Raw genomic sequence first — 26,003 nt, forward strand, 5'->3', positions numbered from 1 at the left:
CACTCAAGCCCGCTTGCGGGCTTGAGCAACTTGGATCATGGGCGTGCTTTATGGACTTCTTAGAAGTCCATGCCGCCACTCAAGCCCGCTTGCGGGCTTGAGCAACTTGGATCATGGGCGTGCTTTATGGACTTCTTAGAAGTCCATGCCGCCCATGCCGCCCATGCCGCCGCCGCCCATGCCGCCAGGCATGCCGCCGCCAGCCGAATCCTTCTTCGGAGCTTCGGCGATCATGGCTTCGGTGGTGACGAGCAGACCGGCGACCGAGGCCGCGTCCTGGAGGGCCGTGCGCACGACCTTGACCGGATCGACGATACCCATGACGATCATGTCGCCATATTCGCCGGTCTGGGCGTTGTAGCCGAAGGTCGCGCCCTTGTTTTCAAGGATCTTGCCGGCAACGATCGAGGCTTCCGCACCAGCGTTGGCCGCGATCTGGCGGGCCGGAGCCTGCAGCGCACGACGCACGATGTTGATGCCGGCGGCCTGGTCGGCGTTGACGCCGGTCACCTTGATGTTGGCCGAAGCGCGCAGCAGGGCAACGCCACCGCCAGCAACGATGCCTTCTTCCACGGCCGCGCGGGTCGCGTTGAGGGCGTCATCGACGCGGTCCTTCTTTTCCTTGACTTCGACTTCCGTCGCACCGCCGACGCGGATCACCGCAACGCCGCCGGCGAGCTTCGCCAGACGTTCCTGCAGCTTCTCCTTGTCGTAGTCCGAGGTGGTCTCCTCGATCTGCTGCTTGATCTGGGCGACGCGGCCCTGGATCTCGGCTTTCTTGCCGGCGCCGTCGACGATCGTGGTGTTCTCCTTGGAGATCGACACCTTCTTGGCGCGGCCGAGCATGTTGAGGCCGACATTCTCGAGCTTGATGCCGAGGTCTTCCGAAATGACCTGGCCACCGGTCAGGATGGCGATGTCTTCCAGCATGGCCTTGCGGCGATCACCGAAGCCCGGCGCCTTGACGGCGGCGATCTTCAGGCCACCACGCAGCTTGTTGACGACCAGCGTGGCGAGCGCCTCGCCTTCGACGTCTTCCGAGATGATGAGCAGCGGCTTCGAGGTCTGCACGACGGCTTCGAGGACCGGCAGCATCGCCTGCAGGTTGGAGAGCTTCTTCTCGTGCAGGAGGATGTAGACGTCCTCCAGCTCGGCAACCATCTTGTCGGCGTTGGTCACGAAGTAGGGCGAGAGATAGCCGCGGTCGAACTGCATGCCTTCGACGACTTCGAGTTCGGTCTCGGCGGTCTTGGCTTCCTCAACCGTGATGACGCCTTCGTTGCCGACCTTCTGCATCGCTTCCGCGATCATCTTGCCGACCGACTCGTCGCCATTGGCCGAGATCGTGCCGACCTGGGCAACTTCCTCGGAGGTCTTGATCTTCTTGGCGGCCTTGCCGAGAGCAGCGACCACTTCGGTGACGGCCAGATCGATGCCGCGCTTCAGGTCCATCGGGTTCATGCCGGCCGCAACCGACTTGTGGCCTTCCTGGACGATCGACTGCGCCAAAACGGTCGCGGTCGTGGTGCCGTCGCCGGCGATGTCGTTGGTCTTCGAAGCAACTTCGCGGACCATCTGCGCGCCCATGTTCTCGAACTTATCTTCAAGCTCGATTTCCTTGGCGACGGTGACGCCGTCCTTGGTGATGCGCGGGGCGCCGAACGACTTGTCGATGACGACGTTGCGGCCCTTGGGACCGAGCGTGACCTTCACCGCGTCGGCGAGGATGTTGACGCCGCGCAGCATGCGCTCACGGGCATCGCGAGAGAATTTTACGTCTTTGGCAGCCATGTTTTAGCTCCTGGCAGGGGCTCGGATAGAGCCCGAAAAATTCAAGTTGAGGGTGAGGCCGATAATCAGCCGATGATGCCCATGATGTCGGATTCCTTCATGATCAGAAGGTCTTCGCCATTGAGCTTGACTTCGGTGCCCGACCACTTGCCGAACAGGATGCGGTCGCCGGCCTTGACGTCCAGCGGGACCAGCTTGCCAGCTTCGTCACGAGCGCCGGAGCCGACGGCGATGATCTCGCCTTCCTGCGGCTTTTCCTTCGCCGTATCCGGGATGATGATCCCGCCGGCGGTCTTGGATTCGGATTCGACCCGGCGAACGACCACGCGGTCATGAAGCGGGCGGAACTTCGACTTTGCCATTTTTTCTTCCTCGATGAGAACGGTGAGAAACAGTTCCTCCGTCCGGCGGCGCCGGACACATAGTTAGCACTCACCAAAGGCGAGTGCTAACGTGGCGCTGAAATAGGCCGCCGACCTGCCAGAGTCAAGGCGCGCGGAGCGCCTCTTGGTAGGATGGCGATGACTTATCGAAGCTTGGCCGAACCGAGTACCAGGAGCGGACAACGTTCCGCCAGGGGATAACTGCCGCTTGGCACGACGCGCACCTGGTCGAACCAACCGCGCGCCTCATCCTCCAGCATGGCCAGCGTCGCGAAGCTGTACTTCGTTTCGGAGCCCGCATAGACGTCGATCGTGTTGATGGATGCCATACTCCATCCGGTGCATGCGGCAAGGGCCTCCCGATTCGGAAACAGCTTGTCGAATGCCGCACGGATTGCTTGCACATCGACGCTGCTGTCGCAGTCGCCGGTCGTGCACGCCATGGCTATCCGCCATTTGAGCGCGTGGAAATTCTCGATTCCGCCGGCCAGGACCAGAGCTTCGATGCCGCGCAGGTCATCCGCGGTTTCCGGCCGAGCAAACACGCGGATCGCCGCACGCCGGCCAGGCTTTAGCACCCTTGCGATTTCACCGAACAGCGAACCGCGCGCGGCCTTGGTATCGACCGCCGACAGGCAGCCGTCGCCGATGACCGCGTCGAAACATTCCCGCTCGACCGGGAGGTCAAGCCAGTTGCCGGCCATCGCCCTTCGCGAGGTGTTGTCGCCGGCCCATACGCCGGAAATCATGGCAGCCGATTGATCGATCGCCAACATCGATCTGCCTAGAACCGCCAGTTCAGGTGTCACCCCAAGCAGAAGGACATCGGCATTTCCGAGATCGAGTTCGCGCTCGAATATGCCGACGGTTTCCGGCGTCGGCCGGAGCGGGGCGTCCAGGAGCTTCCAGTGCCGATGATAACTGTCCCAATGATTCGTCATGCAGACCCGTTGGAGCCCAGGAAAGTCTGGCATTGATTGATTAGAGCCGCTTAATGGAAGTGGGGATGGAAGCCAAGGGGTTAGCTGGTGGCGCGCATCATTGTCATAACGCATGAACATGACCGGTTCCTGGGTCGCCGCGGCCTTCTGCTGCGCCGGAATAGCCGTTACATGCTTTTCGATATTCTGGAGGACCTGAAGAGGCGGGGCCATTCGGTCCGGATTCAGCCTGGCCTCTCCGGACAATCCAGCGCCGATGTCGCGGTTCTGCACGTCGATGCGACAACGACACCGGCAGATTATCTCGAATATGCGCGGAGTTTTCCCTTATGCCTCAATGTCGGGGCCGCCGACATATCGAAACGGCGGGTAAGCGGAGCGCTTCTGGCCGAGGGCGACGGCTGGCTGGGCCCGGTCATCGTCAAAAGCAATCTCAACAACCAGGGCATTCCGGAGACACGGCTCAATCGGCGGTCGAGGCGTGCCGGCCAACCGGCACCCTTTGCGCACGTGCCAGCCATGCCGTCCTACGAGGTCTACCAATCCCGGGACGACGTTCCCGATGGCGTCCTCGATCGTGATGATCTGGTCGTGGAAAAGTTCATCCCGGAAAAAGAACCTGACGGCTTTGCGGTGCGCTTCTGGGTGTTTTGCGGAGAGCGCGAGCGCTGCACCCGCTACGTCTCGCCAAACAGCCTGGTCAAGGCATCGGAAACGATCCGGCGCGAGCCCGCCGCTGTTCCCGACGAACTGCGCGAACGGCGGCGTGAACTCGGCTTCGACTATGGGAAATTCGATTTCGTCATGCATGAGGGCAGGGCTGTTCTCCTCGATGCCAACAAGACGCCCGGCCGCCCGCAGAACCTGGTGAAGATGTTCGCGGCCGGCGCTTCCGACCTGGCCGATGGTTTCGAAGGCCTCATCCGCCGGGCGAGATAGGTCCCCGGTTGCCGGTCGCTAAAGAAACAGCCGCAACTGGGTGTGGATGATCGATCGGTAATCCTCGATGGTCCGGCGGCTTTCCACTTCGCCCTGCGCAAGCGCCAGGCGCACAACGCCGCCGGCGAGCTGGAAGATCAGCAGAACCATGCGTTCGAACTGCTCGTGCTTTTCCGGCTCGAGCAAGGCGATGACGTGGTCGCAGAACATCTTGGCCTGATGCCGGGTTTCGGCGATGTCGAGATTCTTCAGCGCCTTGTCGGCCTGGATGGCGTTCTGCAGATCCTGGATGGCCGGATCGCCGGCGACCCGGCTGAGGTAGTCGTCAAGCAGCCGATCGGACGCGACGATGACGTCCTTGGCTTCGCGGACATCGGCGACGATCGCCGCCAACCTGGCACGGCTGACCTCCGAGAACCGCTCATAGAGCATCGCCAGGATCGCCGACTTGTTGGGGAAGTAGTGGTAGACGGTGGCGATCGGCCCGCCCGCCAGCATGCCGACCTCCTTCATGGTGACGGCGTCGATGCCCTTCTCGCCGATCAGCCGCATGGTGGTCGACAGGATGGCGTCGATGCGCTCGCGGCTGCGCTCCTGCTTGGGCCTGCGCCTGGGCTCGGTGATCGTTCGACTTGCTTGCGTCATGCACCGATCTTTCGCACGAGTTCCCAAATTCCGGTTGACAAGAAATATGATCAAGTATCAGTTTCTGGAATGCTGACAGACTGTCAGCTTTTTTGCCGTGCGGCAAGGACGTTGGGAGGCGCCTTTGGCTTCGACAAGCGCTGCTCTTCAGGGCGAAGGCGACTGGCTGGTCGGCAATCCCAGCGGCGGGCAGCTCGCCTCGGCCCTGTGGATCGGGTCGGTCGGCCTGCTCATTCTCGGTCTGCAGCCCGTCCTGCTCGGCGCCCTCTATACCGAGGGCCATGTCAGCGGCGACGAACTGGCGTTGGTCGCCACCGCCGAGATGATCGCCATCGCCATTGGTTCTGCAATCGTCGCGATGCTGCTTTCCGCCCACAACATGCGCCGGAAAAGTGCCGTCCTCCTGCTGCTCTTGGCGCTGGCCAATGTGTGGACCGCCTATGCCGCCGGCGCCAACACGCTGATGGTGGCCCGCGCGCTGGCCGGCCTTGCCGAAGGCGGCCTTGTCGCGGTCGCCACCGAACTGATTGCCCGTTCGCGGCGCGCCGAACGCATCGGTGGCTATTTCGTCACCATGCAGACCCTGGCGCAATGCGCTCTTGCCCTGGTGCTGGCGCTCTATGTCATTCCAGCCGCCGGGTCGGCTGGCGGCTTCCTCGTTCTTGCCGTCGTCTGCGTCGCGTCGCTGGTGGTCGCCTTTGCTGTCCCTGCCGATTATGCCGATCTGCCGAAGGACGAAAACCTCGCCAATGTGCTGACGGTTCCCTCGATCACCGCGCTGTTGTCGGTCTTCTGCTACTTCATGTTCTTCGGCGCCGTATGGGCCTTTCTGGAGCCGCTTGGCGCCCAATTCGGCATCGATGGCCGCACCGTCGGGCTGATCGTCTCGGCCAGCCTCGCGGCGCAGGTGCTGGGCGCGATGACGGCGACCGTGTTCGAGGCGCGCATCGACTATCGGCTTGCCATCACGGGGATCGGCCTCGTCGCGCTTGTCGCCTCGCTCGTGCTTGCCAGCGGGCCCGGCCTCACGATGTTCTGGGTCGTGGCCCTGGTCATGGGTTTTATCCTGCTGTTCATCGTGCCCTACCAGATCCGGCTGGCGATCACCGCCGACGAGACCCGCACCGCCGTGCTGCTGGTGCCGGCCGCCCAGCTTTTCGGCCTGGCGATCGGACCGGTCGCGGCGTCGCTGCTCATCGACGGCAAGGAGTTTCGCCCGGTTCCCGAGTTCGCCGCCGCAAGTGCTGTCGCCAGCGTGGCGTTGCTCGGCCTGTTTGTCCTGGCGGCGCGGCGTCGCCGCGCGATTGCGTGAGCCCCATGTCGAACAGCTGGAGCAACTGGTCCGGCTTTGTCACCGCCGAGCCGCGGCTGCTTGCCAGTCCGGCCGATGCCGGCGAACTCGGCGATCTCATTCGCACCGCCCCCGGCCCGGTCCGCGTCGTCGGCGCCGGTCACTCCTTCACGCCATTGGTGAAATCCCAAGGCACCATCCTGTCGCTGGAGAAGCTGGAAGGGCTGGTCGCGCATGACGCGAAAAAACATCAGGCGCGTGTGCGGGCAGGGACGCGGCTTGGTCCGCTCATGCACATGCTGCAAGGCATCGGCCAGGGCCTGCCCAATATGGGCGACATCGACCGCCAGGCGATTGGCGGCGCGCTGGGCACGGCCACCCATGGCTCGGGGCCTACGCTGGGCGCGTATCACACACAGCTGGAAACGGTGCAGATCGTCGACGGGCTTGGCAAGGTCCGCGACTTCAAGCGGGAAGGGGATCAGGAAACGATCCATGCGATCGGCGTTGCGCTTGGCGCCTTCGGTGTGCTCAGCGAAGTGACGTTGAACAACATCGCGACCTACCGGCTGCGGCGCCGCAAATGGGTGCTGCCGATAGCCGACATGCTGCGCGATTTCGAAACGATGATGAGCGAGCACCGGTCGGCCGAATTCTACTACATCCCATTTTCAGGCTACGCGCAGTTCATCGCCAGCGACTTCAGCACCGAGGCGACCACCCCGCGCCCGACCGACGATGACGAGGGCTCCCTGCGCACGCTGCGCCGCCTGCGCACCGGGCTTGCCTGGCTGCCGTGGCTGCGCCGCAGGCTGATCCTGGGCGCGGTCGCCAAGGTGCCGGCCGAGGATTACGTGCAGGACTGGCTCAACGTCTATGCCAGCGACCGGCAGACCAGGTTCAACGAAATGGAATATCACCTTCCGTTCGAGGAGGGGCCGAAGGCGCTGGCCGAGATCATCGAACTGACCGAGAAGCATTTTCCGGAAGTTTATTTTCCGATGGAAGTGCGGTCGGTGGCATCGGACGAATTCTGGCTCTCGCCTTTCCACAAAAGGCTCACCTGTTCCATCGCCATCCACCATGACGCAGCGAACGATCCGTTGCCGTTCATGCGCGCGGCCGAGCCGATCTTCCGCGGATATGGCGGCAGGCCGCACTGGGGCAAGATGCACAGCCTGAAAGCGGCCGACCTGAAAAAGCTCTATCCGCGCTGGGACGATGCGATGGCGGTGCGCCGCGACATCGATCCGCAAAACCGCTTCGTCTCACCCTATATGGCCGACCTGTTCGGCATCGAACCCAGTTCTTTCGGCATCCAGCCATGAAGGCGTATTTCGCCACGCTTTCGGATGCGCTGAGAGAGGCGGACATTTTCCAACCCTGCCTGCTGCTCGACGTCGATCGGCTGGATGGCAACATTGCCCTGGTGAAGAAGCGGCTTGACCCCAGTCTTGCCGTCCGTTTGGTCGACAAGTCGCTCGCTTGCCTGCCGCTGCTCTCCCATATCGGCAAGGCGCTTGGAACCCACCGCCTCATGACCTTCCATCCGCCGATCACCGAGGCGGTGCTGAGGGCGTTTCCGGATGCGGATCTGCTGTATGGCAAACCGATGCCGGTTGGTGCGGCAAGGGCGGTGCTTTCCAGAGGCGATGCAGTCTGGTCGCGCGTCTGCTGGCTGATCGACACCCAGGAGAGGCTGGCGGAATATGGCGCGCTCGCCGACGAACTCGGCGCCGAATTGCGCATCGCTTTCGAAATCGATGTCGGACTGCATCGCGGCGGCTTTGCCGAACCGGCGGCCCTGTCGCGGGCGTTGAATGCGCTGCCCACCCACAAAGGGCTGCGCTGCGAAGGCGTCATGGCCTATGAAGCGCATGCGCCGCACATACCCGGCCTGTTTGGTGGACCGGCCAAGGCGTTGGCGCAAGCCTCCGAACAGGCCGCCGCTTTCGTCGCGCGCCTCGGCGCCGACCAGCGCCATATCCTGAACATTGGCGGCAGCAAGACCGCGCTGCTTCATCATGGCGGCATTGCCAATGAAGTTTCGATGGGCTCGGCCTTCGTGCTGCCCGTCGATTTCGACACGCCCGGCCTTGATGGCTTCCAGCCGGCGGCCTTCATCGCAACGCCAATCCTGAAAGTGGTCGAGCCGATGCTGCCTGGCCCGCCGGCGGTCTCGCGTTTGCTGCAGGCGCTGGGCCGGTTTCCGCGCAAGGGCTGCTATCTCTATGCCGGCAAGTGGATGGCCGAACCGGTGTTTCCCGACTGCATGACGACAAACGGCCTGCTTGGCTTGTCTTCCAACCAGCAATTCATGGGTCTGCCCGCCCAGGCCGTCGTCAGTCCCGGTGACTATGCGTTCCTGCGGCCGACGCAGAGCGAGGCCGTGCTGCAGCAGTTCGGATCGATCGCGGTGCTTTCCGGTGGCAGGATCGTCGACCGCTGGCCGGTGTTGCCGATGATGTAAGCATCTCGGGCGCCTTCCCTAATGGTTGACTCCGTCAAGTAAATGATCGATCCTGTGCCAGCAGGAGATGACTCGCATGACAATCCACCATCAGCCAGACAAGGCTGCGCCCAACAAGGGCCTGATCGATGCGGTGCGGGCGTTCAACCGCTTCTACACCCGTCAGATCGGACTGCTCGATGAAGGGCTGCTGAAGAGCGCCTTCTCGCTGACCGAGGCACGCGTGCTCTACGAACTGGCGCATCGTGACGGACTGACCGCGACCGATCTCGGGCGCGATCTCAGCCTCGACGCCGGCTATGTCAGCCGTTTGCTGAAGAAGTTCGAGCGCCTTCACCTCATCTCCAGGGCAACGCTGGCTTCGGATGCTCGGCAATCGTCGATCGCGCTGACGCCGGCGGGCAGGAACGCCTTCGCGCCGCTGAACAAAGGTTCGCACGACCAGGTCGCGGCGCTGCTCGATCGTCTGCCTGCGTCGGAACAGGAGCGTCTGGTCAAGTCCATGCGCACGGTGCAGCGTCTGCTGGATGACGATGCCGAGCCCAAAATCCCTTATCTGCTGCGGCCGCCGCAGGTCGGCGACATTGGCTGGATCATCCGCCGGCAAGGCATGCTCTACGCGCAGGAATATGGCTGGGACGAAACCTATGAGGCGCTGGTCGCCGAAATCCTCGCGGCGTTCGTAAAATCCTACGATCCGAAATGGGAGCGCGGCTGGATCGCCGAGCGCGAAGGCGAGGTCGTCGGCTCGGTCTTCGTCGTGCGCAAGTCGGATCAGGTGGCCAAGCTCAGGCTGCTCTATGTCGAACCTTCGGCACGGGGGCTCGGCATCGGCAAGCGCCTGGTCGACGAATGCATCGGCTTTGCCCGCGCCAGGGGGTACAGGACGCTGATCCTATGGACCAACGATATTCTGACCGCCGCCCGGCACATCTACCAGGCGGCCGGTTTCAGGCTGATCGAGGAAGAGCCTCACCATTCCTTCGGCAAGGATCTGGTCGGCCAGAACTGGGAACTGGAGCTGTAGCGGCGCGTCATGCCTTGACCGGCACCCAGATCTCCAGCCCGCCATTGCCGGTGTGGGCGTCGAATTCAGGCCCGTAGCGCTCGAATTCCGGCGCATCGGCAACCTCATGGCCGGATGCCGGCAGCCAGCTGTTCCAGATCGTATTGATCGTTCGCCGGATGGTCGAGATGTGTTCGCGATGCGTGAAAACGGCGTATCTCTGCGCTGGCACCCGCACCCGTTGGAACTCCTTCGGCAGATCGGCGAAGTCGCGCACCTCGACGCCGACGACATAATCGAAATTGCCGGCATCGTCGCCATTGAGGCAGACGCCGTAGAAAACGCCGGCCACTTGCCCGGGGATGTGGCCGATATGGGGAGCGAAGCGCTGCCATTGCATTGGAATGCCGGCGCTGGACTCACAACTGTAGCGCTCGCCCAGTCCGGCGATGAGGAATGGCCGGCTGGTCTCGAAGCGCGGTGGTTCAAGTGTGGTCAAAAGCGAATTGTCCATCAGGATGGGCTCCACGAGGTCGAGGGTCTCAGTCGAACCTTGCGCGCGCACCAGTTCCGGCGTGGTGCCGAACTGGTCGCGGAAGGCCCGGGTGAATGCCTCATGCGAGTTGTAGCCGGCGTCGAGCGCGACGCACAGGATGTCGGGCGCCCCGCCGGCCAGCCTGCGCGCCGCCTCGGTCAGCCGGCGCGAGCGCATGTAACCCATGACGGAGCGGCCGGTGGCGGCGCCGAAGGCGCGCGTCACATGAAAGCGCGATACGCCGCTGCTTTGGGCCACGTCGTCGAGCGTAACAGCCTCCGGCAGGTGGCTTTCGACAAACCATAGCGCCTTCTCGGTCGGGTTCATGTGTTCCTCGCATGTGGCGTCCTCACTCTGGCGCCTCGTTGCCCGGCCAGCTTGATCGAAATTGCGCATCGCGCAAATAGGCGATCGGGCCCGCGCGGTGTCGTCCGCGCGGCCCGTCGTCTATCGTTGGCTCGGATGACCGGCAAATCGCCGTTGAACTGCCGCTGGTTCAGCGGTAGCGCGCCTGGTTCCATTTGTGGCCAAGCAGCGAAAGGATGATGATCAGCCCGTTGAAGAACTGGACGTAGAAGCCGCTGAGCCCAGCCGCCACGACGCCGGTTTGGATAAACGACACGGTGACGGCGCCGATCGCGCCGCCGGCCACGGTGCCGATGCCACCCCAGGTCGGCGTGCCGCCGACGAACACCGAGGCCAGCACCGGCAAGAGATAACCGTCGCCGGCGGTTGGCCACCAGGTGAAGTTGATCATCACCGAGAACGTGCCGGCGATCGCGGCCCCGATGCCGACGAAGACGAACACTTTCACCCGCACGCGCTTGACGTCGATGCCCATCTGCTGGGCACTGTCGGGGTTATCACCGACCACCTTCACCTGCGCGCCGAAGCGGTGGCGGTTGTAGAGCATCGCCGAAAGGACGACGAAGGCGATGGCCCAGAAGATCTGCACCGGAACGCCCAGGACCTGGCTGGAGAAGATCCTGTAGGCCCAGCTGTCGGCAAGGCTGGTCAGCGAAGTCGATCTGCCCTCATTGATGATCTGGATCAGGCCGCGCAGCAGGAAATTCATGCCGAGCGTGGCGATCAGCGACGACAGCCCGCCATAGACCACCAGCGACCCGACGAGGAAGCCGAGCAGCGTGCCGGTGACCAGCGCCGCCGCAATGCCGAGGAACGGGTCGTAGCCCGCCTGCACCACCAGCGCGAAGACCCAGGAGGCAAAACCCATCGTCGCGGGAAACGACAGGTCGATCTCGCCGCAGGTGACGACGAAGACCAACGGCACGACCACGAACAACGCCACGGGAAGCGTAGTGAGCACGGCGCTGTAGAGATACCAAGTTGTGAAGACCGTCGGGTTGGCGATCATGAAGACCGCCATCATGACGACGAACACGCCGAGCGTCCCAAGCGAAGCGCGGTTGTCAAGGATGAAGCCGCGCATCCAGTGATCGGACGGGTGCTTCCACTCGTTCTGGGAACTGCCTTGGCGGGAAATGCCGGCCGACGGCTCGTGCAGATCGGGCTCCATGGTCTTGCTCATCGTGCTCTCTGCTCCGCGTCGCCGGTGTCGTGCAGCCCGGCCAACCCGTCCGGATGCGCGACGTCTTCCATGAAGTTGATGAGGTCTTCGGCCGACTTGACCTCGCTGCGGTCGGCGGTGAGCGCGACCTTGCCGCGATCCAGCACCACGAAGCGATCGGCGATGTCGAAGACATGATGGATGTTATGGCCGATGAACAGGATCGAGCGGCCGCTCGCCCGCACCTGGCGCACGAAATGGAAGACCTTGGCGGTCTCGGTCAGAGACAGCGCCGTCGTCGGCTCGTCGAGGACGATCAGTTCCGCCTGCTTGTAGATGGCGCGCGCGATCGCCACGCCCTGGCGTTCACCGCCCGAAAGCTGGCCGACGATCGAATGCGGCGTGAACACTTTCGAGGTGAAGCCGATCTCGCGCATCAGCCGGCTCGCTTCCTCGATTTCCTTGCCGACCTTCAGCCAGCCGAAAGGGCCGGTGAGTTCGCGGCCCATGAAGATGTTGCGGACGATCGACTGCTGCACGGCCAGTGCCCGGTCCTGGAACACCGTTTCGATGCCGGCCTCGCGCGAACGTGCCGCATTCCATCCGGTCACCGGCTTGCCGCGGATGAGGATCTCGCCGCTGGTCGGCTTGACCACACCGGAGAGGATCTTGATCAGCGTCGACTTGCCGGCGCCGTTGTCGCCGATGAGGCCGACCACCTCGCCGCGATCGACGCTGAGATTGACCCCGCCAAGTGCGTAGACATGGCCGTAGGACTTAGCGATATCGCACAGTTCTATGAGACGTTCGGCCATAGCATCCTCGCTTGATTGTCTGGCGCCAGCTTTCTCGCCAGCGGCCCCGCCGGCCGGGGCCTGATCCCGGCCGGCGGCTTGGGAGGTCAGCGCAGCGCCTGCTTGGCGAGTTCTGCGACGATCTCGTAATTTTCGGGCGTGACGAAACCGGCGCCGGTGTCGACGTTCATCGGCGCCAGACCCAGCACCACCTGCTGGCACAGGCTGAGGATCGGCAGATAGCCCTGCAGGAATGGCTGCTGGTCGGCCGTCAGTTGCACCCAGCCCCCCTTGAAGCCCTCGACGATCTGCGGGCTGGTATCGAAGCCGAAGTTGAAGATGTCGCCAGGCTTTCTGCCAGCTGCCTGCATGTAGGTGGCGACATTGCCGAGCATCTGTCCGCCGGGATAGCCGACGGCCTTGACATCAGGATTGTTGAGCAGCGCTGCCGTAAGCACCGGTATCGCCAGATTGGGGTCGGAAGCCCATTCGCCGCTCGGCGGCGACGACAGCTGGATGACTTCGACGCCCGCCTCCTTCAAGGCCGCCACCGTGCCGCGCTCGCGTGCGCCGCGGCTCTCGTTCTCGAACGGGCCGATCATGATCGCCTTGTCGCCGGCCTTCAGCTTACCGAGCTTGAACGCTTCGGCGCCAAGTGCGCGGCCCTGCTGTTCCTGCTGCGCGCCGATATAGCCGCCACCGAACGCCGCCGTCACCTTCGGCACCGGGACGTTCTGGTACATCATCTTGATGCCCTCCTTATGGGCCTCGTCGGCGAGCGGCATGATCGCGGCGTCGCCTGGATGGCCCATCATGGCGATGCCCTGGGGCTTGACCGCGACCGCTTCGCGCAATTGCTGCACCATCTTCTCCGCGTCCCACTGGGAGAAGATGTAGTCGACCTTGGGTCCGAGATCTGCCGCCGCCTGCTTGGCGCCATTGTAGACGATGGTGCCGAAGGCGTCGCCCTCGGCGCCGCCGACGAAGAAGCGGATGTGGACGTCCTTGCACCATTGGGCGTCGAGCGCCTGCGCCGGCAAGGTCAAGATTGTGGCGGTAAGCGCCGTGGCCGCCGCCACGACGGCCGTGCGCAGAAGTGTCGTCCTGATCGCGATGCTCATGCACGTTCCTCCCATTGTTTTCCTCGTCAGCCGAGGGGCCTTTGAACGATTGCTTTGGCAATGCCACTTGCGGCCGGCTCCTCCCGCCGACCGATCCTCACGCCGGATTTGGCAGGTAGCTCGCACCTCCCCGGCATAGTTTGAGATACTCCAGGGCGCGTGCCTGCCCCGTGATCTCGAGGTCGCCGCGATAGACCGGGTCGTGCCAGCCTTCGATGTCGATGGCGCCCTTGTACCCGGCCAGCCTCAGTTCACTGATCACCCGGGACCAGTCGCTGTCGCCGAAGCCGGGCGTGCGCATCTGCACGAAGGGCAGGCGGCCGAACACGCCGTTCTCGCGGATGACGTCCCAGCGCACCGTGGCGTCCTTGCCGTGGACATGAAAGATGCGATGCGCCCATTTGCGGATCTGCGGCATCGGATCGATCAGGTAGACGAGTTGGTGGCAGGGCTCCCATTCGAGACCGAGATTGTCGTTGGGCAATTCGTTGAACATCAGCTCCCAGGCATCCGGATTGTGGGCGATGTTCCAGTCTCCGCCGGCCCAATTGCCGTCCATGGCGCAATTCTCGAAGGCGATGCGCACGCCCTTGTCGGCGGCGCGTCTGGCCAGTTCGCCCCAGACTTCGCGATAGCGCGGCAGGCTGTCGGTCAGCGGTTTCCCGCGGATGCGGCCGGTAAAACCGCTGACCAGCCTGGTGCCGAACAGATGGGCGTTGTCGATCACCGTTTTCCAGGCCTCGAGCACGCCGCGGTCGGTGTCGCCGCTCTCGAGCGGATTGCCGAACACGCCGATCGAACTGACGGTGACGTCGGCATCGCCGATCGCCTCTTCAATCTCTCCGGCGAGCCGCGGCAGATCCTTGCCGCCGAGCGTCTGCCAGAAAAAGGGCTGGATGCTCTCGAAGCCGAGCGGCAGGATTTGCCTGACATAGGCGGCCGGGTCTTCGAGATTGGCCCGCACCATGGTGCCGATCCTGATGTCGAGAAGCGGGTTCGGCATGGTCATCCTTCCTGCGATGCGATGTTCACGCGACGACCGGTCTCGGCGCTCTGGATCGCCGCGAAGACCATGGCCAGGCTCTTGATGTTGTCCGAGCCCCGTGTCTCCGGCTCGGTGCCGGTTTCCACGGCTTGCACGAAGTCGGCAATGACGCCGAGATGCCCGCCGATACGGTCGGACGGATCGAGGGGAGGCACTGTCACCGGCCCGACCTTGTCGATCAGGCCTTCGCGCTCCGGCAGCACGACTTCCGCCTTCACCTCGTCATGGCCGTCCCAGATCAGGCTGCCGCGCTCACCGACGATACGCCAGCTGCCCTCCCAACTGGTGCGAAAGCCGTCGGCGCACCAGCTGCCCCGATAGGTGAACATCCTGTTTCGGCCGAGCCCGAAAGTGGCGCTTGCCGACGACCCTTGCCGATACCAGGAATTGGCCGGCTCCCATTCCTGGCAATAGACATCGGCCGGTTCGCCATTGACCATGTAGCGAGCGGCATCGAAGGTGTGAATCGCCATGTCGAGCAACAGCACGTGACGCATCTCTTCGCGGAAACCGCCAAAGTGCGGCGCCACGAAAAAATCCGCGTGGATGCTGGTCGGCGCGCCGATGGCGCCTGAATCCAGAAAGCGGCGGATGCGCCGGACATTGGCGACATAGCGGCGGTTCTGAACGACGGCGTGGACGCGGCCGGCGCGCCGCGCGGCGTCGACGATGGCGCGGGCGTTGGCCGGACTGTCGGCGAGGGGCTTTTCCGTCAGCAGGTGACAGTGATGGGCAAAGGCCGAATTGGCCACCTCGCGGCGGGCGGCCGGAACGACCACATCGAATACCGCATCGGCTTTGGTCTGATCCAGAATGACGTCGAGATCGGTGCCGATCGCGGCCCCGGCAACGTCGTATTCGCGGGCTCGCTCGCGTGCCCTGTCGGCGTCGAGGTCGACGAGACCGGCAATCCTGATTTCAGGGGACTGACGGGCGGCCTCGAGCCATGTTTTGCTCATGGCTCCGCACCCGACCAGGACGACATGCAGCATCCGGCGCTCCTCCGCCAACCCCTCCCGGTTGGCATTCACGGTTCTTCCGTAAACGTTTACGATGACACACCCGAAGGCGTAGAATGTCAACCGGATTTGTGGTCGTTCGTCTGAGTGGCCTTGGCCGCAAGGTCCGCTAATGTTAGCGGGAACGGAAGGGGATTGGTCTTGGCATCCAGCATTCACGATCTTGCGCGTCATTTGAATATTTCGATCGGCACGGTGTCGCGGGCGCTCAATGGGCGCGCCGATGTCAATGCCGAGACGCGGCAGCGCGTGCTCGATGCGGCGCGCCTACTCAACTATTCACCCAACCAGTCGGGCAGGAACCTGCGCCGGGGCACCACGCATGCCGTCGCGTTCATGCTGCAGCCCCACCCGGGTGATCAGCAATATGGCGAGCCGTTTTTCATTCCGTTCCTGAGCGGGCTGCAAGCGGCACTGGCCGAGCACGGGCTCGACCTGATCATCGTCATGGGCGCGCCCGCCGACTATCAGCAGGAGCGCCTGCGACGGGTCGTCGAGACACGCCGCGCCGATGCCGTGTTGCTGGCCTGGACCCGGCGTGAGGACGATCGCATCGACTATCTCAGCAGGGCCGGCTTTCCCTTTGCGACGCTCGGCCGAAGCCAGTCCGGTGACGAGACCTATCCCTCGCTCGACCTCGATTTCGAGAAGGCGGGCGCCGACGCAGTCGACCGCCTGGTTGCACGCGGCCACCGCCGCATCGCCGCCATCCGGCCGTCACTCGACCTCAACTTCGGCTATCTGTTTCTTGACGGCTATCGCAAGGCGCTGCGGCGGCACGGCATCCACATCGATCCCGAACTGATCGCCGACGGCTTCATCAACGAAGCCGGCGGCTACGCGGTGACGCCGCAAGTCATGCGCTCGAAGGATCCGCCGACAGCGATCATCTTCAACAATGACGCGATGGCGCTCGGCGGCTGCAAGGCGCTTGCCGAGATGGGGATCATGCCCGGTCAGGGCATCGCGGTGATGGTCATCGTCGATACGCCGCTCTGCCGCTATTTCTCCCCGGCGCTGACCGCTTTCCGCCCGGCATTGGAGCCGATGGGACGGCGGCTCGGCGAAATCCTGCTCGCCTCGCTGCCGGCTTTCGCCGGGCCCACGGGGCCGCAGACCATCAGGGAGGTCTGGCCGCTGGAACTGGTCGCGCGCGACAGTGACTGACCACACGCCTGTGTCCGCCATCCGCATTTGCCGGCTTTCATAGCAAAGTGGCATCTTGAATAGTAAGCACGCTTATTATATGTATCGCTCATGGTTTCAGATGGCATCGATAGATTGGGATTTTTGATCCACGACGTGCAACGCCTGATGCGCAAGCGCTTCGAGGCGCGCGCCAGCGGGCTCGGCCTGTCTTCGGCGCAATGGCGGCTTCTGGTCCGCGTTGCCAAGGAGGCGGGCGTTGCACAGGCGCGGCTCGCCGAACTGCTCGAAATCGAGCCGATCAGCGTTTCACGCCTGGTCGACCGGATGGAGGAGGGCGGCTGGATCGAACGCCGCTCCGACGCGACCGACCGGCGCGTGCGCATGATCTTCCCGACCGAGAAGGCGAATGCGGCCTATGCGGACGTCAAGAGCCTTGCTGGCGAGGTCTATGAGGAATCGCTCAGCGGCGTTTCGCCGGAAGACCGGCGCATCCTGATCCGGGCGCTGGATGTAATCGTGCAAAATCTGACGGACAGCGAAGCTTCGTCGCTTGAAAAGATCAAGAGTGCGGAAGGTGCGGCAGCATGAACGCGGTAGCCAAGGTAGAAGAAAACGCTCCCAAGGTGGAGATGGAAGCGCCGGTCCAGCCGGCATCAACCCCGGTCGCGGTCGCTCCTCCCGTGCAACCCGCGCCGGCGCCGAAGAAGAAGCGCCGCATCGGCCGCTTCTTCTTGATGTTCGCCTTGCCGGCGGCATTGATCATCGGCGGCGGCTATGTCTGGGTGACGGGCGGCCGCTACCAGGAAACGGAAAACGCCAATCTGCAGCAGGCCAAGGTGTCGATCGCCTCTGACACGGCCGGTCGTATCGTCCAGGTCGCCATATCGGACAACCAGACGGTCAAGCAGGGCGATCTCCTGTTCGCCATCGACCCCGAGCCCTACCGGATCGCGCTCGCCCAGGCGGACGCCGCGGTCGCTACCGCGCGTCTCAATGTCGAGCAGTTGCGCGCGGCCTATAGCCAGGCGCAGTCGCAGCAGAAGTCCGCTGCCAGCGAGGTCGACTATGCGCAGTCTCAATTCGATCGCGCCGCCGATCTTGCCCAGAAGGGCATCAACGCCAAGTCATCGCTGGATCAGGCCAAGAACGATCTCGACAAAGCCAGGCAGCAACTGGCTGTTGCCGAGCAAGGCATCATCAGCGCCAAGGCGGCACTCGGCGGCAACCCCGACATCGAAACCGACAAGCATCCGACGGTGATGTCGGCGCTCGCGGCGCGCGACAAGGCTGCCTATGATCTGGAGCAGACCACCGTGAAGGCGCCTGCCGATGGGGTCGTCTATCAAGCCGCGTCCTTCAAGGTCGGCCAGTATGTCGGCTCCGGCACGCCGTTGTTTGCGCTGGTCGAGACCGGCGACACCTGGGTCGACGCCAATTTCAAGGAAACCCAACTGACCAACATGAAGCCGGGCCAGAAGGCGGAGATCGTGGTCGATACCTATCCGGGCAGGACCTTCGAGGCGACGGTCAGGGCTATCGGTGCCGGCACCGGCGCGGACTTCTCGCTGCTGCCCGCCCAGAACGCCACCGGCAACTGGGTCAAGGTCACCCAGCGCATCCCGGTGCGCCTGGAACTGGCCGACCCCGACGCCAAGATGGCGCTGCGCACCGGCATGAGCGCCTCTGTTACCGTCGATACGGGCGTCGCGCGTGGCTGGCCGTCGATCTTCGGTCACGCTACGGCCGGCGAGCCCGCGAAGTAGTCTCGGCAGAAGCCCGCGGAGACCAGGCGGGTGAAAGCGAGTTGAAGGATTGGTCTGACGGGAGGGGTGGGAAGGATCAGCGTTTGGGCCGAGCCGCGTGGCAGCCGTCCAAAATCTGAAATCTTCGACACGGACCTGTCGGTCCTCAGGTTTCCGGGCGGCAGGCATCCGCTCATCAGAGACTTTCAGTCGATGTAACCCCCACATCGATAATCGCGTCCCACCGCGACGAAGGTCTCTCGACGGAAGGCTTTGCCGCCCGGAAACCCGTTGTACACGTTTCTGTTACCTTCTGGAAGTTCTGCGCCATGAGCACGTCCGAACCATTCAAAGAAGTGCCGCATCGTGGCCTGATCACGGTTGCGCTCATGCTGGCGACGGTCATGCAGGCGCTCGACACCACCATCGCCAACGTCGCGCTGCCGACCATGACCGGCGATCTCGGCGCCTCGCCCGACAACATCAACTGGGTGCTGACCTCCTACATCGTCGCCGCCGCCATCATGACGCCTGTCACCGGCTGGCTCGCCGACCGTTTCGGCCGCAAGGAACTGTTCCTGACGGCGGTGGTCGGCTTCACCATCTTCTCGATGTTGTGCGGCCTGGCGTGGAGCCTGGAAACCATCGTGCTTTTCCGGCTGATGCAAGGTGTGTTCGGCGCCGCGATCGTGCCGCTGTCGCAGACCTTCCTGCTCGACATCAACCCCAAGGAGCGCCATGGTCAGGCGATGGCCATATGGGGCGCCGGCATCATGCTGGGACCGATCCTCGGCCCCACGCTCGGCGGCTGGCTGACCGAGAATTTCAACTGGCGCTGGGTGTTCTTCATCAACCTGCCGGTCGGCATCGTCGCCTTTCTTGGCATGGCGGCCTATCTGCCGGCGGTCGCCCGGCGGGTGCGCAGCTTCGATTTCTTCGGCTTTGCCATGATATCGCTCGGCGTCGGCGCCCTGCAGCTGATGCTCGATCGCGGTGGCGAGGTCGACTGGTTTTCCTCGGTCGAGATATGGATCGAGCTCGGTCTTTCGCTCACCGGCTTCTGGGTGTTCATCATCCACACGATGACATCGGAACATCCGTTTATCGATCCGAAGATTTTCCTCGATCGCAATTTCGTCACCGGGCTGGCGTTCATCTTCGTCATGGGCGTGCTGATCCTGGCCTCGATGTCGCTGCTGCCGCCGATGCTGTCGACCATCTTCGGCTATCCGACGGTCACCATCGGCATCGTCATCGGGCCGCGCGGTGTCGGCACCATGATTTCGATGCTCGTCGTCGGGCGCATCATGGGCAAGGTCGATGCCAGGATTCTCGTCGTCATCGGTTTCCTCCTGACCGCGCAGTCGCTCTACACCATGGCAAGCTTCACCCCGCAAATGGACAACTGGCTGATCCTCAGCTCCGGCGTGATCCAGGGCCTCGGCATGGGCATGGTGTTCGTGCCGCTGTCGACGGTTGCCTTCGCCACGCTCGACGCCCGCTACCGCACCGATGCAACCTCGCTGTTCAGCCTGGTGCGAAATCTTGGCTCGTCGATCGGCGTGTCGGTCGTGACCGTGCTGCTGGTGCGCAACACGCAGATCAACCATGCCGAGCTTTCAACCTTCATCAACCCGTTCAATCCCAATCTCTGGGCGGTCTCGCCGGCAGCCGCCGGCGGCGACCCGACGGCACTGTCGCAGGTCGACCGCATGGTCAATCTGCAGGCGATGATGATTTCCTACGTCAACGACTTCAAAATCCTGATGATCATGACGCTGGCCGCTATCCCGTTCGTCTTCCTGCTGCGCAAGCCGAAAACGGCGCCGGCCGGCGGCGGTGCGCCCGCCGCTCATATGGACTGATGTAGCGGCTGCTCGTCAGCGGATGTCCGCTGCCGGCGATGTCTTTGCTACCTGCCGAGCACCAGCGACCAGTAGCGCAGGTTGGGGTCGCGGCCGTCACGGACATAGGCAAGTCCGAAGCGGTTGAAGTCCGGATCGAGTATGTTGCGCCGGTGTCCCTGCGAATGCATCCAGATATCGAACAGCTTCTGTTGGTCGAAGCGGCCGGCCGCGATGTTCTCGGCCGCGGCACCGTGTACGCCATTGTCCCTCATGCGCGAGGCGAAATCCTTGCCCCAGCCGGTGGTGTGGCTCATGTTTTCACGCTGCGCCATGTAGCCGGCCTGCTGCAATGCTGCTTGCTCCAACTGCGCGTCCGGGGTCAGCGGGCCGCGCCCGGCCGTCGCACGTAGGCTTGCCAGCGTGCCGGTTGCCGAGGAGGAAACCCCGGCGCCTTGCCCTGTCGGCAGCGAGACGGTGCTGCAGGCGGCAAGCCCAAGCAAGGCCGCCAGGCCAGCCGCCTTGAGCCCAGCCGCCTTGAGCCAACTGCGCCTGTTCAAGTTCGCGATCTGGTCGCAATCGATTTTCGAAGTGGTCATGCGTGCCTGACTCGGTCCCGATCATGGCTTTTGCCGGGCAGGCGGTGAAAAATCTCGATCGAAGCGGCCCCTAGTTCACAAGCGTGATGAGGCGGCTGGAGTACATCTCTCGATTTCCGAACACCGCCGTGCAGTCGGTCTTGATGGAAGAGTTGCCTGTCATCTGCACGGTCAAGCCAACGAGCCTCAGGCAGTCCCCCTGACCACTCATGTCCGAATTGCCGGCAAACGAAACGGCCGCGTCAGGCGCATAGACGAATCCGCTGATCACGGAATTTGCGCCGCCATTCAGGGTCAGGGCCGAAATGTTCCCGCGGCTCTGGAAGATGGTGATGCCGGCGTAAGGCCCGCTGGTGGGCGGGGAAAGGTTCACCTTTTCATTGGCGTTTATAATGATCTGTGCCCCTTCCGTGAGGAATATGGTTACGCCCTGGCCGCTCAGGTTTCCGTTCCCGCCCGGCTTCAGGGTGACGCCGCGCAAGATGTAGACGCCCGGGTTGAGCGTGATGTTTCCTGACAATGTCTTGTCGCAATAGGTGCCGGGCGACAGCGTGTAGGTTTTGCCGTTCGGCACCGGCAGGCAAAGTGTGTAGGGGGGAGGGACGATGTCGGCCAGGGGATCGAAGGACGCATATTGATGTTCGAGCGGCGTGCCGCAGGTGAGATTGGCAGCGGGCGGAGAAAGCCCGGAAGTGCCGCCGACGGCCGATACGCAGCCCGCCGAGACCTGCGCGGAACCGCCCCTGCTGACGGCATCGGACGCGTCCGAGTTTGCCGCGATCACGCAGTTGCTCATGGCGACATCGGTCGAGCCTTGCAGGCTCACCGCCGCCGACGCATGCGGATCGAGCGCCAGCACGCAGGCCTGCGCGCCCGGGTGCATCTTGACCGTTGCCGACCGGTGAGCTGGCCAGGGGGCAGCGCCGTTGATGAAGCTCGGACGGTTGATGCCGGACGACAGCGAGATGTAATAGGCGCTCGGATCGCCGCTGGCGGTGGCCGAAAAGGCGGAAACGCTGTCTGAATATTCCTGCCGGTCGGCAATGCTCAAATTGGCTGCGAAGAATGTCAGCCCAAGCCCCTGGACATCGCTCGCGCTCATGCTGGGCAGGTATTTGGTGCCGACGGCAAGGCCAGCCGCGTCCAGCGAGTTCTGCAGTTGCGCGGCGTCATCGCTCGTGCCCGTCAGGTCGAGGGTGCCGGCGACGACAGCCATTATCGGCAGCAAGGCTACGGCGGTCGCCATGGCGAAATTGCCGCGTTCGCAAGACCAGAAGCCCTTCAATGTGAACATCGCCCCTCGCCAACGTTTGTAAAGCTCAGGTGATACGCTCTGGGTCTCTACGAGTAATTTAAGCAATAGCTAAAATGCATGGATTCTAAAATGAACTCAGTGGTTCGCCAGACGATGACCGCTCAGCAAACCTTATGAGACGCGGCGACAATCCCGGGAAGATCGGCTATCATGCGAGCGTTCTTGAAGTGGCAGCTACGGGCAGCCACCCTAGGCGGTGACCGCCCCCCGAGAAAAACGGAGGAAGGTTATGGCCGGCTTTCATGTCATGGCGGACGCGTACGGGATGCATGTGCAACCAGCGGTCCGCCGCATTTCCACGGCGGACCTCTGGGACGCGCTCAGGCTTGGCGCCGAGGACTTCTGGGCCAAGCCCTCGCATTACGTGTTCCTGTGCCTGATCTATCCGGTCGCCGGCCTGATCCTGACGCAGTGGACGTCCGGCTCCAACGCCATCCAGCTCGTCTATCCCTTGATGTCGGGCTTTGCCCTGGTCGGGCCGTTCGCCGCGACCGGACTCTATGAGATCAGCCGCCGGCGCGAGCTCGGCATGAACACCAACTGGCGGCATGCGCTCGATGTTCGCCATTCATCGGCGCTGCCCTCGATAGCGGTTATCGGCATCATGCTGTTCGCGCTGTTCCTGTTGTGGCTGTTCACGGCGCAGTCGATCTACACCAGCCTTTTCGGCGGCGAGCCGCCGGCTTCGGCCGGGGCCTTCCTGCGCGATGTGCTGACGACCAGCAAGGGCTGGAGGCTGATCCTTCTCGGCAACGCGGCCGGCCTGGTCTTCGCGGTGGTCGTGCTGGCGACCACGGTCGTTGCTTTTCCGCTTCTGCTCGATCGGGATGTCGGCGCCGTTTCGGCGATAGAGACCTCGGCGCGCGCGGTCATGGCAAATCCGCTGCAGATGGCGCTATGGGGCCTCATCGTCGCGGTGCTGCTGGTGATCGGCTCGATCCCGCTGTTTGCCGGTCTCGCCGTCGTCATGCCGATCCTCGGCCACGCGACCTGGCATCTCTACCGCAAGGTGGTCGAGCCGGCCCAGATCCGGCCGCCGCGCCGGCCGATGTGACGCTTCAGCGCTGCGCGTCAGTCGCCATCTTCAGCGCCAGCGCCGTCAGCACGGTTCCCATCATCCAGCGCTGGATGACCAGCCACAGCGGGCGTCCGGCGAGGAAGGTAGCGATCGAGCCGGCCGTCAGCGCGATGACGGCGTTGACGCTGAGGCTGATCGATATCTGCGTCGCGCCCAGCACCAGAAGCTGCGACAGGACATGGCCCTTGCCGGGGCTGATGAACTGCGGCAGCAGCGACAGATAGAGAACGGCCACCTTGGGATTGAGCAGATTGGTCATCAATCCCATGGCGAACAGCTTGCGCGGCCGGTCCTTCGGCAGGTCGCGCACCTGGAATGGCGAGCGTCCGCCCGGTTTTACGGCCTGCCAGGCCAGCCACAAGAGGTAGAGTACGCCGGCAAAGCGCAGCACATCATAGGCATAGGGCACCGCGATCAGCAGCGCCGTGATGCCGAACGCGGCCGACAGCACGTAGAACAGGAATCCGACAGCAACGCCGCCAAGCGAGATCAGTCCGGCCTTGGGCCCTTGCGACAGTGAGCGCGAGATCAGATAGATCATGTTCGGACCCGGCGTCAGCACCATGCCGAGGCAGACCAGCGCGAAGGCGAGATGGTTGGCGGTATCGGGCATTGTTCGTTCCCCAGCCTGCCGCGATGGATGAGAGACCATGCGAACGGCCAATCTGTGCCTGCCACGGCAGGCGCCCGCAAGGGCTTGACGGCGCCGGGCGTTGCGCCAGGGGAAGGAACTCGGGTTAGCCGACGACGCGCAGGTTCGACAGCTCGTTGCCGATTTCCTTGAAATCGTTTGCCAGGCTGGCGCCGGTCGCATTCCAGAACAGCTTCGCCGGTTTGCTCGGATCCGTCGCATCCTTGCGGAAGCGTGAATTCGACGAGCAGGATTTCAGCGCATCGATCGCCAGCTTGTCGCTGGCCTTGGTCGTCGATAGGTCGAGCGCCACCGTCATCACCATGATGTTGGCTGCCTTGGCGTTGTTGCAGAGCGTGGCCATCTGCTCGTTGAGGGCATTGGTGTAGTTGCCGTTCGAATAGTCGAACTGACCGATGGCGCTCGATGTGCCCATGAACAGGCGGCCGACCGAGGTGCCGTTGTAGCCGGGGTTGAGGTAGCCGAAGGAGGCGTAGGTCGATTTCGAATTGGCGGGGTCGGAATAGCCCAGCGAGGATGGCGTATAATAGGTGTTGGCGCCGTCGGTCAGCACGATCACCACCTTGTCGTTGCCTCTTTCGGTTTCCGGGCGCCCTTGCGTGAACGGCTCTCCGCTCGAGACCACCCGCCAGCCCCAGGCCATGCCCTCGGGAACATTGGTGCCGCCATTCGGCTGCATCAGGTCGATCGCCGACTTGATCGAGGTGAGCCCGTCGGCGACGCTGACATCGGTCAGCGGCGTGATCGGGTTGGTGGTGCAGCTGTAATTCGGCCCGTTGCCGGCAGGCAGCGCCGGCGCATCGATCGGCCGCGGCTGGAAATATTTGGCCATGTTGCGCAGCCGCGATTGGCCGCTGCTGCTCGATGGATCGTCGTTCCACCAGCTGTTGATGGCTCCATAAGTTACCGGTGCGGCCTCGTCGGGGTCCTGGGTGAGTTTCCAGTGATTGCCGGGTTCGTCGGGCGCGAACATCGGCACGAACATCGTTGCCGGATCGCCGACGCCGATGCCGGTGTTGGCCGAGCCACCGGACGGCGTGGCGTCGTTGATATTGTAAGGGTAGGGCCGTGCCTCGACGCAGCCTTGCCAACTGGCGAACGGACCGTAGGAATCGACATAGTCATATTCGTTGTGGCTGCTTTTGCAGGTGTTGTTCGAATTGTATGCGTCGCAGACCACGCGCTTGCTATTGACGATACGCTCGTGGTTGGTGACGACCTTCATGTCGCGATAAAGCGAAAACCGGGTCAGCATCTGGCCTTCCTCTGTTCCCCAGCCGGTGCCGCGCTTGTACCAGATGCCGTTGGTCTGCTGGGCGTATTTGTTGGCCCCGTTCAGCGTCGACCAGTCGAAATTCTCGTTCGATACCGGCGACAGACCCTCGGTGTCCATCCACGAGGCGTTGCCGTTGCCGGGGCCGACATTGACGGAGGCGGCAAAGGGCACGAGGCCGAATTGCACCGGCCTGTCGACCTGCTTGATCATCGCGGCCTGCTGGGCAAGCGTGTCGACCAGTTGCTTGGCCGCTGTTTTGAGCAGATCGATGCGCATTTGTCCTGAGCCGGTGCCGGGCGTGACCATCGATCCGGAATTGTCGAGCACCAAGGCAACCTCCAGCGTGTTCTTCAGCCGGACTTGCGAGGTGACGTTGAAGCTGAGCCTCTGGTTGGCATCGGTCGCCGATTTGCCGACGAACTGGGCGAAGGCGGGGTAGAAATAGGGTTTGTAATTAAGTTGGGCGGTCATGGTCAGCAGGCCGCCGCCACTGGTGTTGCTCGGCAAGGTGACGTTGAGCGTCGCGCTGGCGGGATCGATGTCGTTCAAATTGGCGTTGAAAAAGTCGAGCGCGTAGGCTCTCAGCTGATCGTCGGTGGCGCCTTCCGTCAGCCGGCGGGCCGTGGCGAAGTTGGCGGCGTCGAGCGCGTTCATCACCATCTGCTTTTCACGGTTCATTTCCGTGAAATCGACCGCGATCGCCAGGCCGCCCATCAGCGGCACCATCGCCACAGCCGTCATGAGAGCATAGTTGCCGCGCCTGTCGCGGCGGAACTGACGCCAGATTTCAAACATGCTTGCAGCGGCCCCCGCCGACGGATTCTCGGCCGGCGCCAACTT

The 26,003-nt window shown here is 63.4% G+C and carries 24 protein-coding genes; 10 read left to right on the forward strand and 14 right to left on the reverse strand.

The features are described 5' to 3' along the window. Positions 1-135: 135 nt before the first annotated feature. From groL to FJ527_RS27370, 3 genes are all read right to left on the reverse strand, one after another. The gene (groL, locus tag FJ527_RS27360; RefSeq protein WP_015318388.1) at positions 136-1,791 is read right to left on the reverse strand and encodes a chaperonin GroEL; all 1,656 of its coding nucleotides are present in this window, start codon (positions 1,789-1,791) and stop codon (positions 136-138) included. A gap of 65 nt (positions 1,792-1,856) precedes the next feature. After that, the gene (groES, locus tag FJ527_RS27365; RefSeq protein ID WP_006203049.1) at positions 1,857-2,153 is read right to left on the reverse strand and encodes a co-chaperone GroES; all 297 of its coding nucleotides are present in this window, start codon (positions 2,151-2,153) and stop codon (positions 1,857-1,859) included. A 164-nt stretch (positions 2,154-2,317) separates the two neighbouring features. Then, entirely contained in the window at positions 2,318-3,235 is a 918-nt protein-coding gene (locus tag FJ527_RS27370) for a class I SAM-dependent methyltransferase (protein WP_246677826.1), read from the reverse strand. A 51-nt stretch (positions 3,236-3,286) separates the two neighbouring features. Between FJ527_RS27370 and FJ527_RS27375 the strand changes: the two genes are divergently transcribed. Then, positions 3,287-4,054, forward strand: a complete 768-nt coding sequence (locus tag FJ527_RS27375; protein ID WP_246677827.1) for a hypothetical protein — start codon at positions 3,287-3,289, stop codon at positions 4,052-4,054. An 18-nt stretch (positions 4,055-4,072) separates the two neighbouring features. On the opposite strand, the gene FJ527_RS27380 is transcribed toward FJ527_RS27375, so the two are convergent. Then, positions 4,073-4,699 carry a TetR family transcriptional regulator gene (locus FJ527_RS27380; RefSeq protein WP_140617152.1) on the reverse strand — a complete coding sequence of 209 codons (627 nt, stop codon included), beginning with the start codon at positions 4,697-4,699 and terminating at the stop codon, positions 4,073-4,075. Between the two features lie 124 nt (positions 4,700-4,823). Between FJ527_RS27380 and FJ527_RS27385 the strand changes: the two genes are divergently transcribed. The 4 genes from FJ527_RS27385 to FJ527_RS27400 all read left to right on the forward strand — a co-directional run bounded on the left by FJ527_RS27385 (position 4,824) and on the right by FJ527_RS27400 (position 9,487). Then, positions 4,824-6,011, forward strand: a complete 1,188-nt coding sequence (locus FJ527_RS27385; RefSeq protein ID WP_140824521.1) for an MFS transporter — start codon at positions 4,824-4,826, stop codon at positions 6,009-6,011. A gap of 5 nt (positions 6,012-6,016) precedes the next feature. Continuing rightward, complete coding sequence (locus FJ527_RS27390) at positions 6,017-7,318, forward strand: D-arabinono-1,4-lactone oxidase (protein WP_140824522.1); 1,302 nt, start codon at positions 6,017-6,019, stop codon at positions 7,316-7,318. Further along, the gene (locus tag FJ527_RS27395) at positions 7,315-8,460 is read left to right on the forward strand and encodes a DSD1 family PLP-dependent enzyme (protein ID WP_140824523.1); all 1,146 of its coding nucleotides are present in this window, start codon (positions 7,315-7,317) and stop codon (positions 8,458-8,460) included. Before FJ527_RS27390 ends, FJ527_RS27395 begins: the two co-directional genes overlap by 4 nt. Before the next feature lie 76 nt (positions 8,461-8,536). Further along, complete coding sequence (locus FJ527_RS27400; RefSeq protein WP_140824524.1) at positions 8,537-9,487, forward strand: helix-turn-helix domain-containing GNAT family N-acetyltransferase; 951 nt, start codon at positions 8,537-8,539, stop codon at positions 9,485-9,487. A 7-nt stretch (positions 9,488-9,494) separates the two neighbouring features. Here the strand turns inward: FJ527_RS27400 and FJ527_RS27405 are convergent, their stop codons facing one another. The 6 genes from FJ527_RS27405 to FJ527_RS27430 form a co-directional block, all read right to left on the reverse strand. Beyond that, positions 9,495-10,328, reverse strand: a complete 834-nt coding sequence (locus FJ527_RS27405; RefSeq protein WP_140661868.1) for an AraC family transcriptional regulator — start codon at positions 10,326-10,328, stop codon at positions 9,495-9,497. Between the two features lie 169 nt (positions 10,329-10,497). Beyond that, on the reverse strand, positions 10,498-11,550 hold the full coding sequence (locus FJ527_RS27410; protein WP_015318379.1) for an ABC transporter permease: 1,053 nt from the start codon (positions 11,548-11,550) through the stop codon (positions 10,498-10,500). Then, positions 11,547-12,344, reverse strand: a complete 798-nt coding sequence (locus tag FJ527_RS27415; RefSeq protein ID WP_140824525.1) for an ATP-binding cassette domain-containing protein — start codon at positions 12,342-12,344, stop codon at positions 11,547-11,549. The genes FJ527_RS27410 and FJ527_RS27415 overlap by 4 nt, the downstream gene beginning before the upstream one ends. Before the next feature lie 86 nt (positions 12,345-12,430). Then, positions 12,431-13,444 (reverse strand): substrate-binding domain-containing protein, encoded by a 1,014-nt coding sequence (locus FJ527_RS27420; RefSeq protein ID WP_015318377.1) that lies wholly within the window; start codon positions 13,442-13,444, stop codon positions 12,431-12,433. Between the two features lie 97 nt (positions 13,445-13,541). Next, positions 13,542-14,447 (reverse strand): sugar phosphate isomerase/epimerase, encoded by a 906-nt coding sequence (locus FJ527_RS27425; RefSeq protein WP_210241272.1) that lies wholly within the window; start codon positions 14,445-14,447, stop codon positions 13,542-13,544. 2 nt (positions 14,448-14,449) lie between these two features. Next, positions 14,450-15,481: a Gfo/Idh/MocA family oxidoreductase gene (locus tag FJ527_RS27430; RefSeq protein ID WP_140617143.1), complete on the reverse strand. Its 1,032-nt coding sequence runs from the start codon at positions 15,479-15,481 to the stop codon at positions 14,450-14,452. A 168-nt stretch (positions 15,482-15,649) separates the two neighbouring features. Here FJ527_RS27430 and FJ527_RS27435 point away from each other — a divergent pair, with 168 nt between their 5' ends. From FJ527_RS27435 to FJ527_RS27450, 4 genes are all read left to right on the forward strand, one after another. Further along, on the forward strand, positions 15,650-16,675 hold the full coding sequence (locus FJ527_RS27435; protein WP_140661873.1) for a LacI family DNA-binding transcriptional regulator: 1,026 nt from the start codon (positions 15,650-15,652) through the stop codon (positions 16,673-16,675). 90 nt (positions 16,676-16,765) lie between these two features. After that, positions 16,766-17,245 (forward strand): MarR family transcriptional regulator, encoded by a 480-nt coding sequence (locus FJ527_RS27440; RefSeq protein ID WP_015318373.1) that lies wholly within the window; start codon positions 16,766-16,768, stop codon positions 17,243-17,245. After that, entirely contained in the window at positions 17,242-18,420 is a 1,179-nt protein-coding gene (locus FJ527_RS27445) for an HlyD family secretion protein (RefSeq protein WP_140824527.1), read from the forward strand. Before FJ527_RS27440 ends, FJ527_RS27445 begins: the two co-directional genes overlap by 4 nt. A 308-nt stretch (positions 18,421-18,728) precedes the next feature. Next, positions 18,729-20,264: a DHA2 family efflux MFS transporter permease subunit gene (locus FJ527_RS27450; protein WP_140717629.1), complete on the forward strand. Its 1,536-nt coding sequence runs from the start codon at positions 18,729-18,731 to the stop codon at positions 20,262-20,264. Positions 20,265-20,311: 47 nt separating this feature from the next. On the opposite strand, the gene FJ527_RS27455 is transcribed toward FJ527_RS27450, so the two are convergent. Then, the gene (locus FJ527_RS27455) at positions 20,312-20,842 is read right to left on the reverse strand and encodes a CAP domain-containing protein (RefSeq protein ID WP_181166516.1); all 531 of its coding nucleotides are present in this window, start codon (positions 20,840-20,842) and stop codon (positions 20,312-20,314) included. Positions 20,843-20,912: 70 nt separating this feature from the next. Then, entirely contained in the window at positions 20,913-22,136 is a 1,224-nt protein-coding gene (locus FJ527_RS27460) for a pilus assembly protein TadG-related protein (protein WP_140824528.1), read from the reverse strand. Between the two features lie 250 nt (positions 22,137-22,386). Here FJ527_RS27460 and FJ527_RS27465 point away from each other — a divergent pair, with 250 nt between their 5' ends. After that, positions 22,387-23,211: a DUF2189 domain-containing protein gene (locus tag FJ527_RS27465; RefSeq protein ID WP_140824529.1), complete on the forward strand. Its 825-nt coding sequence runs from the start codon at positions 22,387-22,389 to the stop codon at positions 23,209-23,211. 4 nt (positions 23,212-23,215) lie between these two features. On the opposite strand, the gene FJ527_RS27470 is transcribed toward FJ527_RS27465, so the two are convergent. Both FJ527_RS27470 and FJ527_RS27475 read right to left on the reverse strand, forming a co-directional pair. Beyond that, positions 23,216-23,848: a LysE family translocator gene (locus FJ527_RS27470; protein ID WP_015318367.1), complete on the reverse strand. Its 633-nt coding sequence runs from the start codon at positions 23,846-23,848 to the stop codon at positions 23,216-23,218. A gap of 124 nt (positions 23,849-23,972) precedes the next feature. Beyond that, positions 23,973-25,958, reverse strand: a complete 1,986-nt coding sequence (locus FJ527_RS27475) for a TadE/TadG family type IV pilus assembly protein (protein ID WP_181166517.1) — start codon at positions 25,956-25,958, stop codon at positions 23,973-23,975. Between the last annotated feature and the right edge of the window lie 45 nt (positions 25,959-26,003).

Source organism: Mesorhizobium sp. B2-4-18 (genome assembly GCF_006441385.1).
GTDB lineage: Bacteria > Pseudomonadota > Alphaproteobacteria > Rhizobiales > Rhizobiaceae > Mesorhizobium > Mesorhizobium australicum.

Excerpts from the sequence above, each read along its gene's own strand:
- FJ527_RS27450 (WP_140717629.1), top strand. The coding sequence starts at position 18,729 with ATGAGCACGTCCGAACCATTCAAAGAAGTGCCGCATCGTGGCCTGATC.
- FJ527_RS27400 (WP_140824524.1), top strand. The coding sequence starts at position 8,537 with ATGACAATCCACCATCAGCCAGACAAGGCTGCGCCCAACAAGGGCCTG.
- FJ527_RS27370 (WP_246677826.1), bottom strand. The coding sequence starts at position 3,235 with ATGTTCATGCGTTATGACAATGATGCGCGCCACCAGCTAACCCCTTGG.
- groL (WP_015318388.1), bottom strand. The coding sequence starts at position 1,791 with ATGGCTGCCAAAGACGTAAAATTCTCTCGCGATGCCCGTGAGCGCATG.
- FJ527_RS27470 (WP_015318367.1), bottom strand. The coding sequence starts at position 23,848 with ATGCCCGATACCGCCAACCATCTCGCCTTCGCGCTGGTCTGCCTCGGC.
- FJ527_RS27375 (WP_246677827.1), top strand. The coding sequence starts at position 3,287 with ATGCTTTTCGATATTCTGGAGGACCTGAAGAGGCGGGGCCATTCGGTC.
- FJ527_RS27395 (WP_140824523.1), top strand. The coding sequence starts at position 7,315 with ATGAAGGCGTATTTCGCCACGCTTTCGGATGCGCTGAGAGAGGCGGAC.
- FJ527_RS27440 (WP_015318373.1), top strand. The coding sequence starts at position 16,766 with ATGGTTTCAGATGGCATCGATAGATTGGGATTTTTGATCCACGACGTG.
- groES (WP_006203049.1), bottom strand. The coding sequence starts at position 2,153 with ATGGCAAAGTCGAAGTTCCGCCCGCTTCATGACCGCGTGGTCGTTCGC.
- FJ527_RS27410 (WP_015318379.1), bottom strand. The coding sequence starts at position 11,550 with ATGAGCAAGACCATGGAGCCCGATCTGCACGAGCCGTCGGCCGGCATT.
- FJ527_RS27475 (WP_181166517.1), bottom strand. The coding sequence starts at position 25,958 with ATGTTTGAAATCTGGCGTCAGTTCCGCCGCGACAGGCGCGGCAACTAT.
- FJ527_RS27460 (WP_140824528.1), bottom strand. The coding sequence starts at position 22,136 with ATGTTCACATTGAAGGGCTTCTGGTCTTGCGAACGCGGCAATTTCGCC.
- FJ527_RS27380 (WP_140617152.1), bottom strand. The coding sequence starts at position 4,699 with ATGACGCAAGCAAGTCGAACGATCACCGAGCCCAGGCGCAGGCCCAAG.
- FJ527_RS27445 (WP_140824527.1), top strand. The coding sequence starts at position 17,242 with ATGAACGCGGTAGCCAAGGTAGAAGAAAACGCTCCCAAGGTGGAGATG.
- FJ527_RS27430 (WP_140617143.1), bottom strand. The coding sequence starts at position 15,481 with ATGCTGCATGTCGTCCTGGTCGGGTGCGGAGCCATGAGCAAAACATGG.
- FJ527_RS27405 (WP_140661868.1), bottom strand. The coding sequence starts at position 10,328 with ATGAACCCGACCGAGAAGGCGCTATGGTTTGTCGAAAGCCACCTGCCG.
- FJ527_RS27465 (WP_140824529.1), top strand. The coding sequence starts at position 22,387 with ATGGCCGGCTTTCATGTCATGGCGGACGCGTACGGGATGCATGTGCAA.
- FJ527_RS27455 (WP_181166516.1), bottom strand. The coding sequence starts at position 20,842 with ATGACCACTTCGAAAATCGATTGCGACCAGATCGCGAACTTGAACAGG.
- FJ527_RS27420 (WP_015318377.1), bottom strand. The coding sequence starts at position 13,444 with ATGAGCATCGCGATCAGGACGACACTTCTGCGCACGGCCGTCGTGGCG.
- FJ527_RS27390 (WP_140824522.1), top strand. The coding sequence starts at position 6,017 with ATGTCGAACAGCTGGAGCAACTGGTCCGGCTTTGTCACCGCCGAGCCG.
- FJ527_RS27425 (WP_210241272.1), bottom strand. The coding sequence starts at position 14,447 with ATGCCGAACCCGCTTCTCGACATCAGGATCGGCACCATGGTGCGGGCC.
- FJ527_RS27415 (WP_140824525.1), bottom strand. The coding sequence starts at position 12,344 with ATGGCCGAACGTCTCATAGAACTGTGCGATATCGCTAAGTCCTACGGC.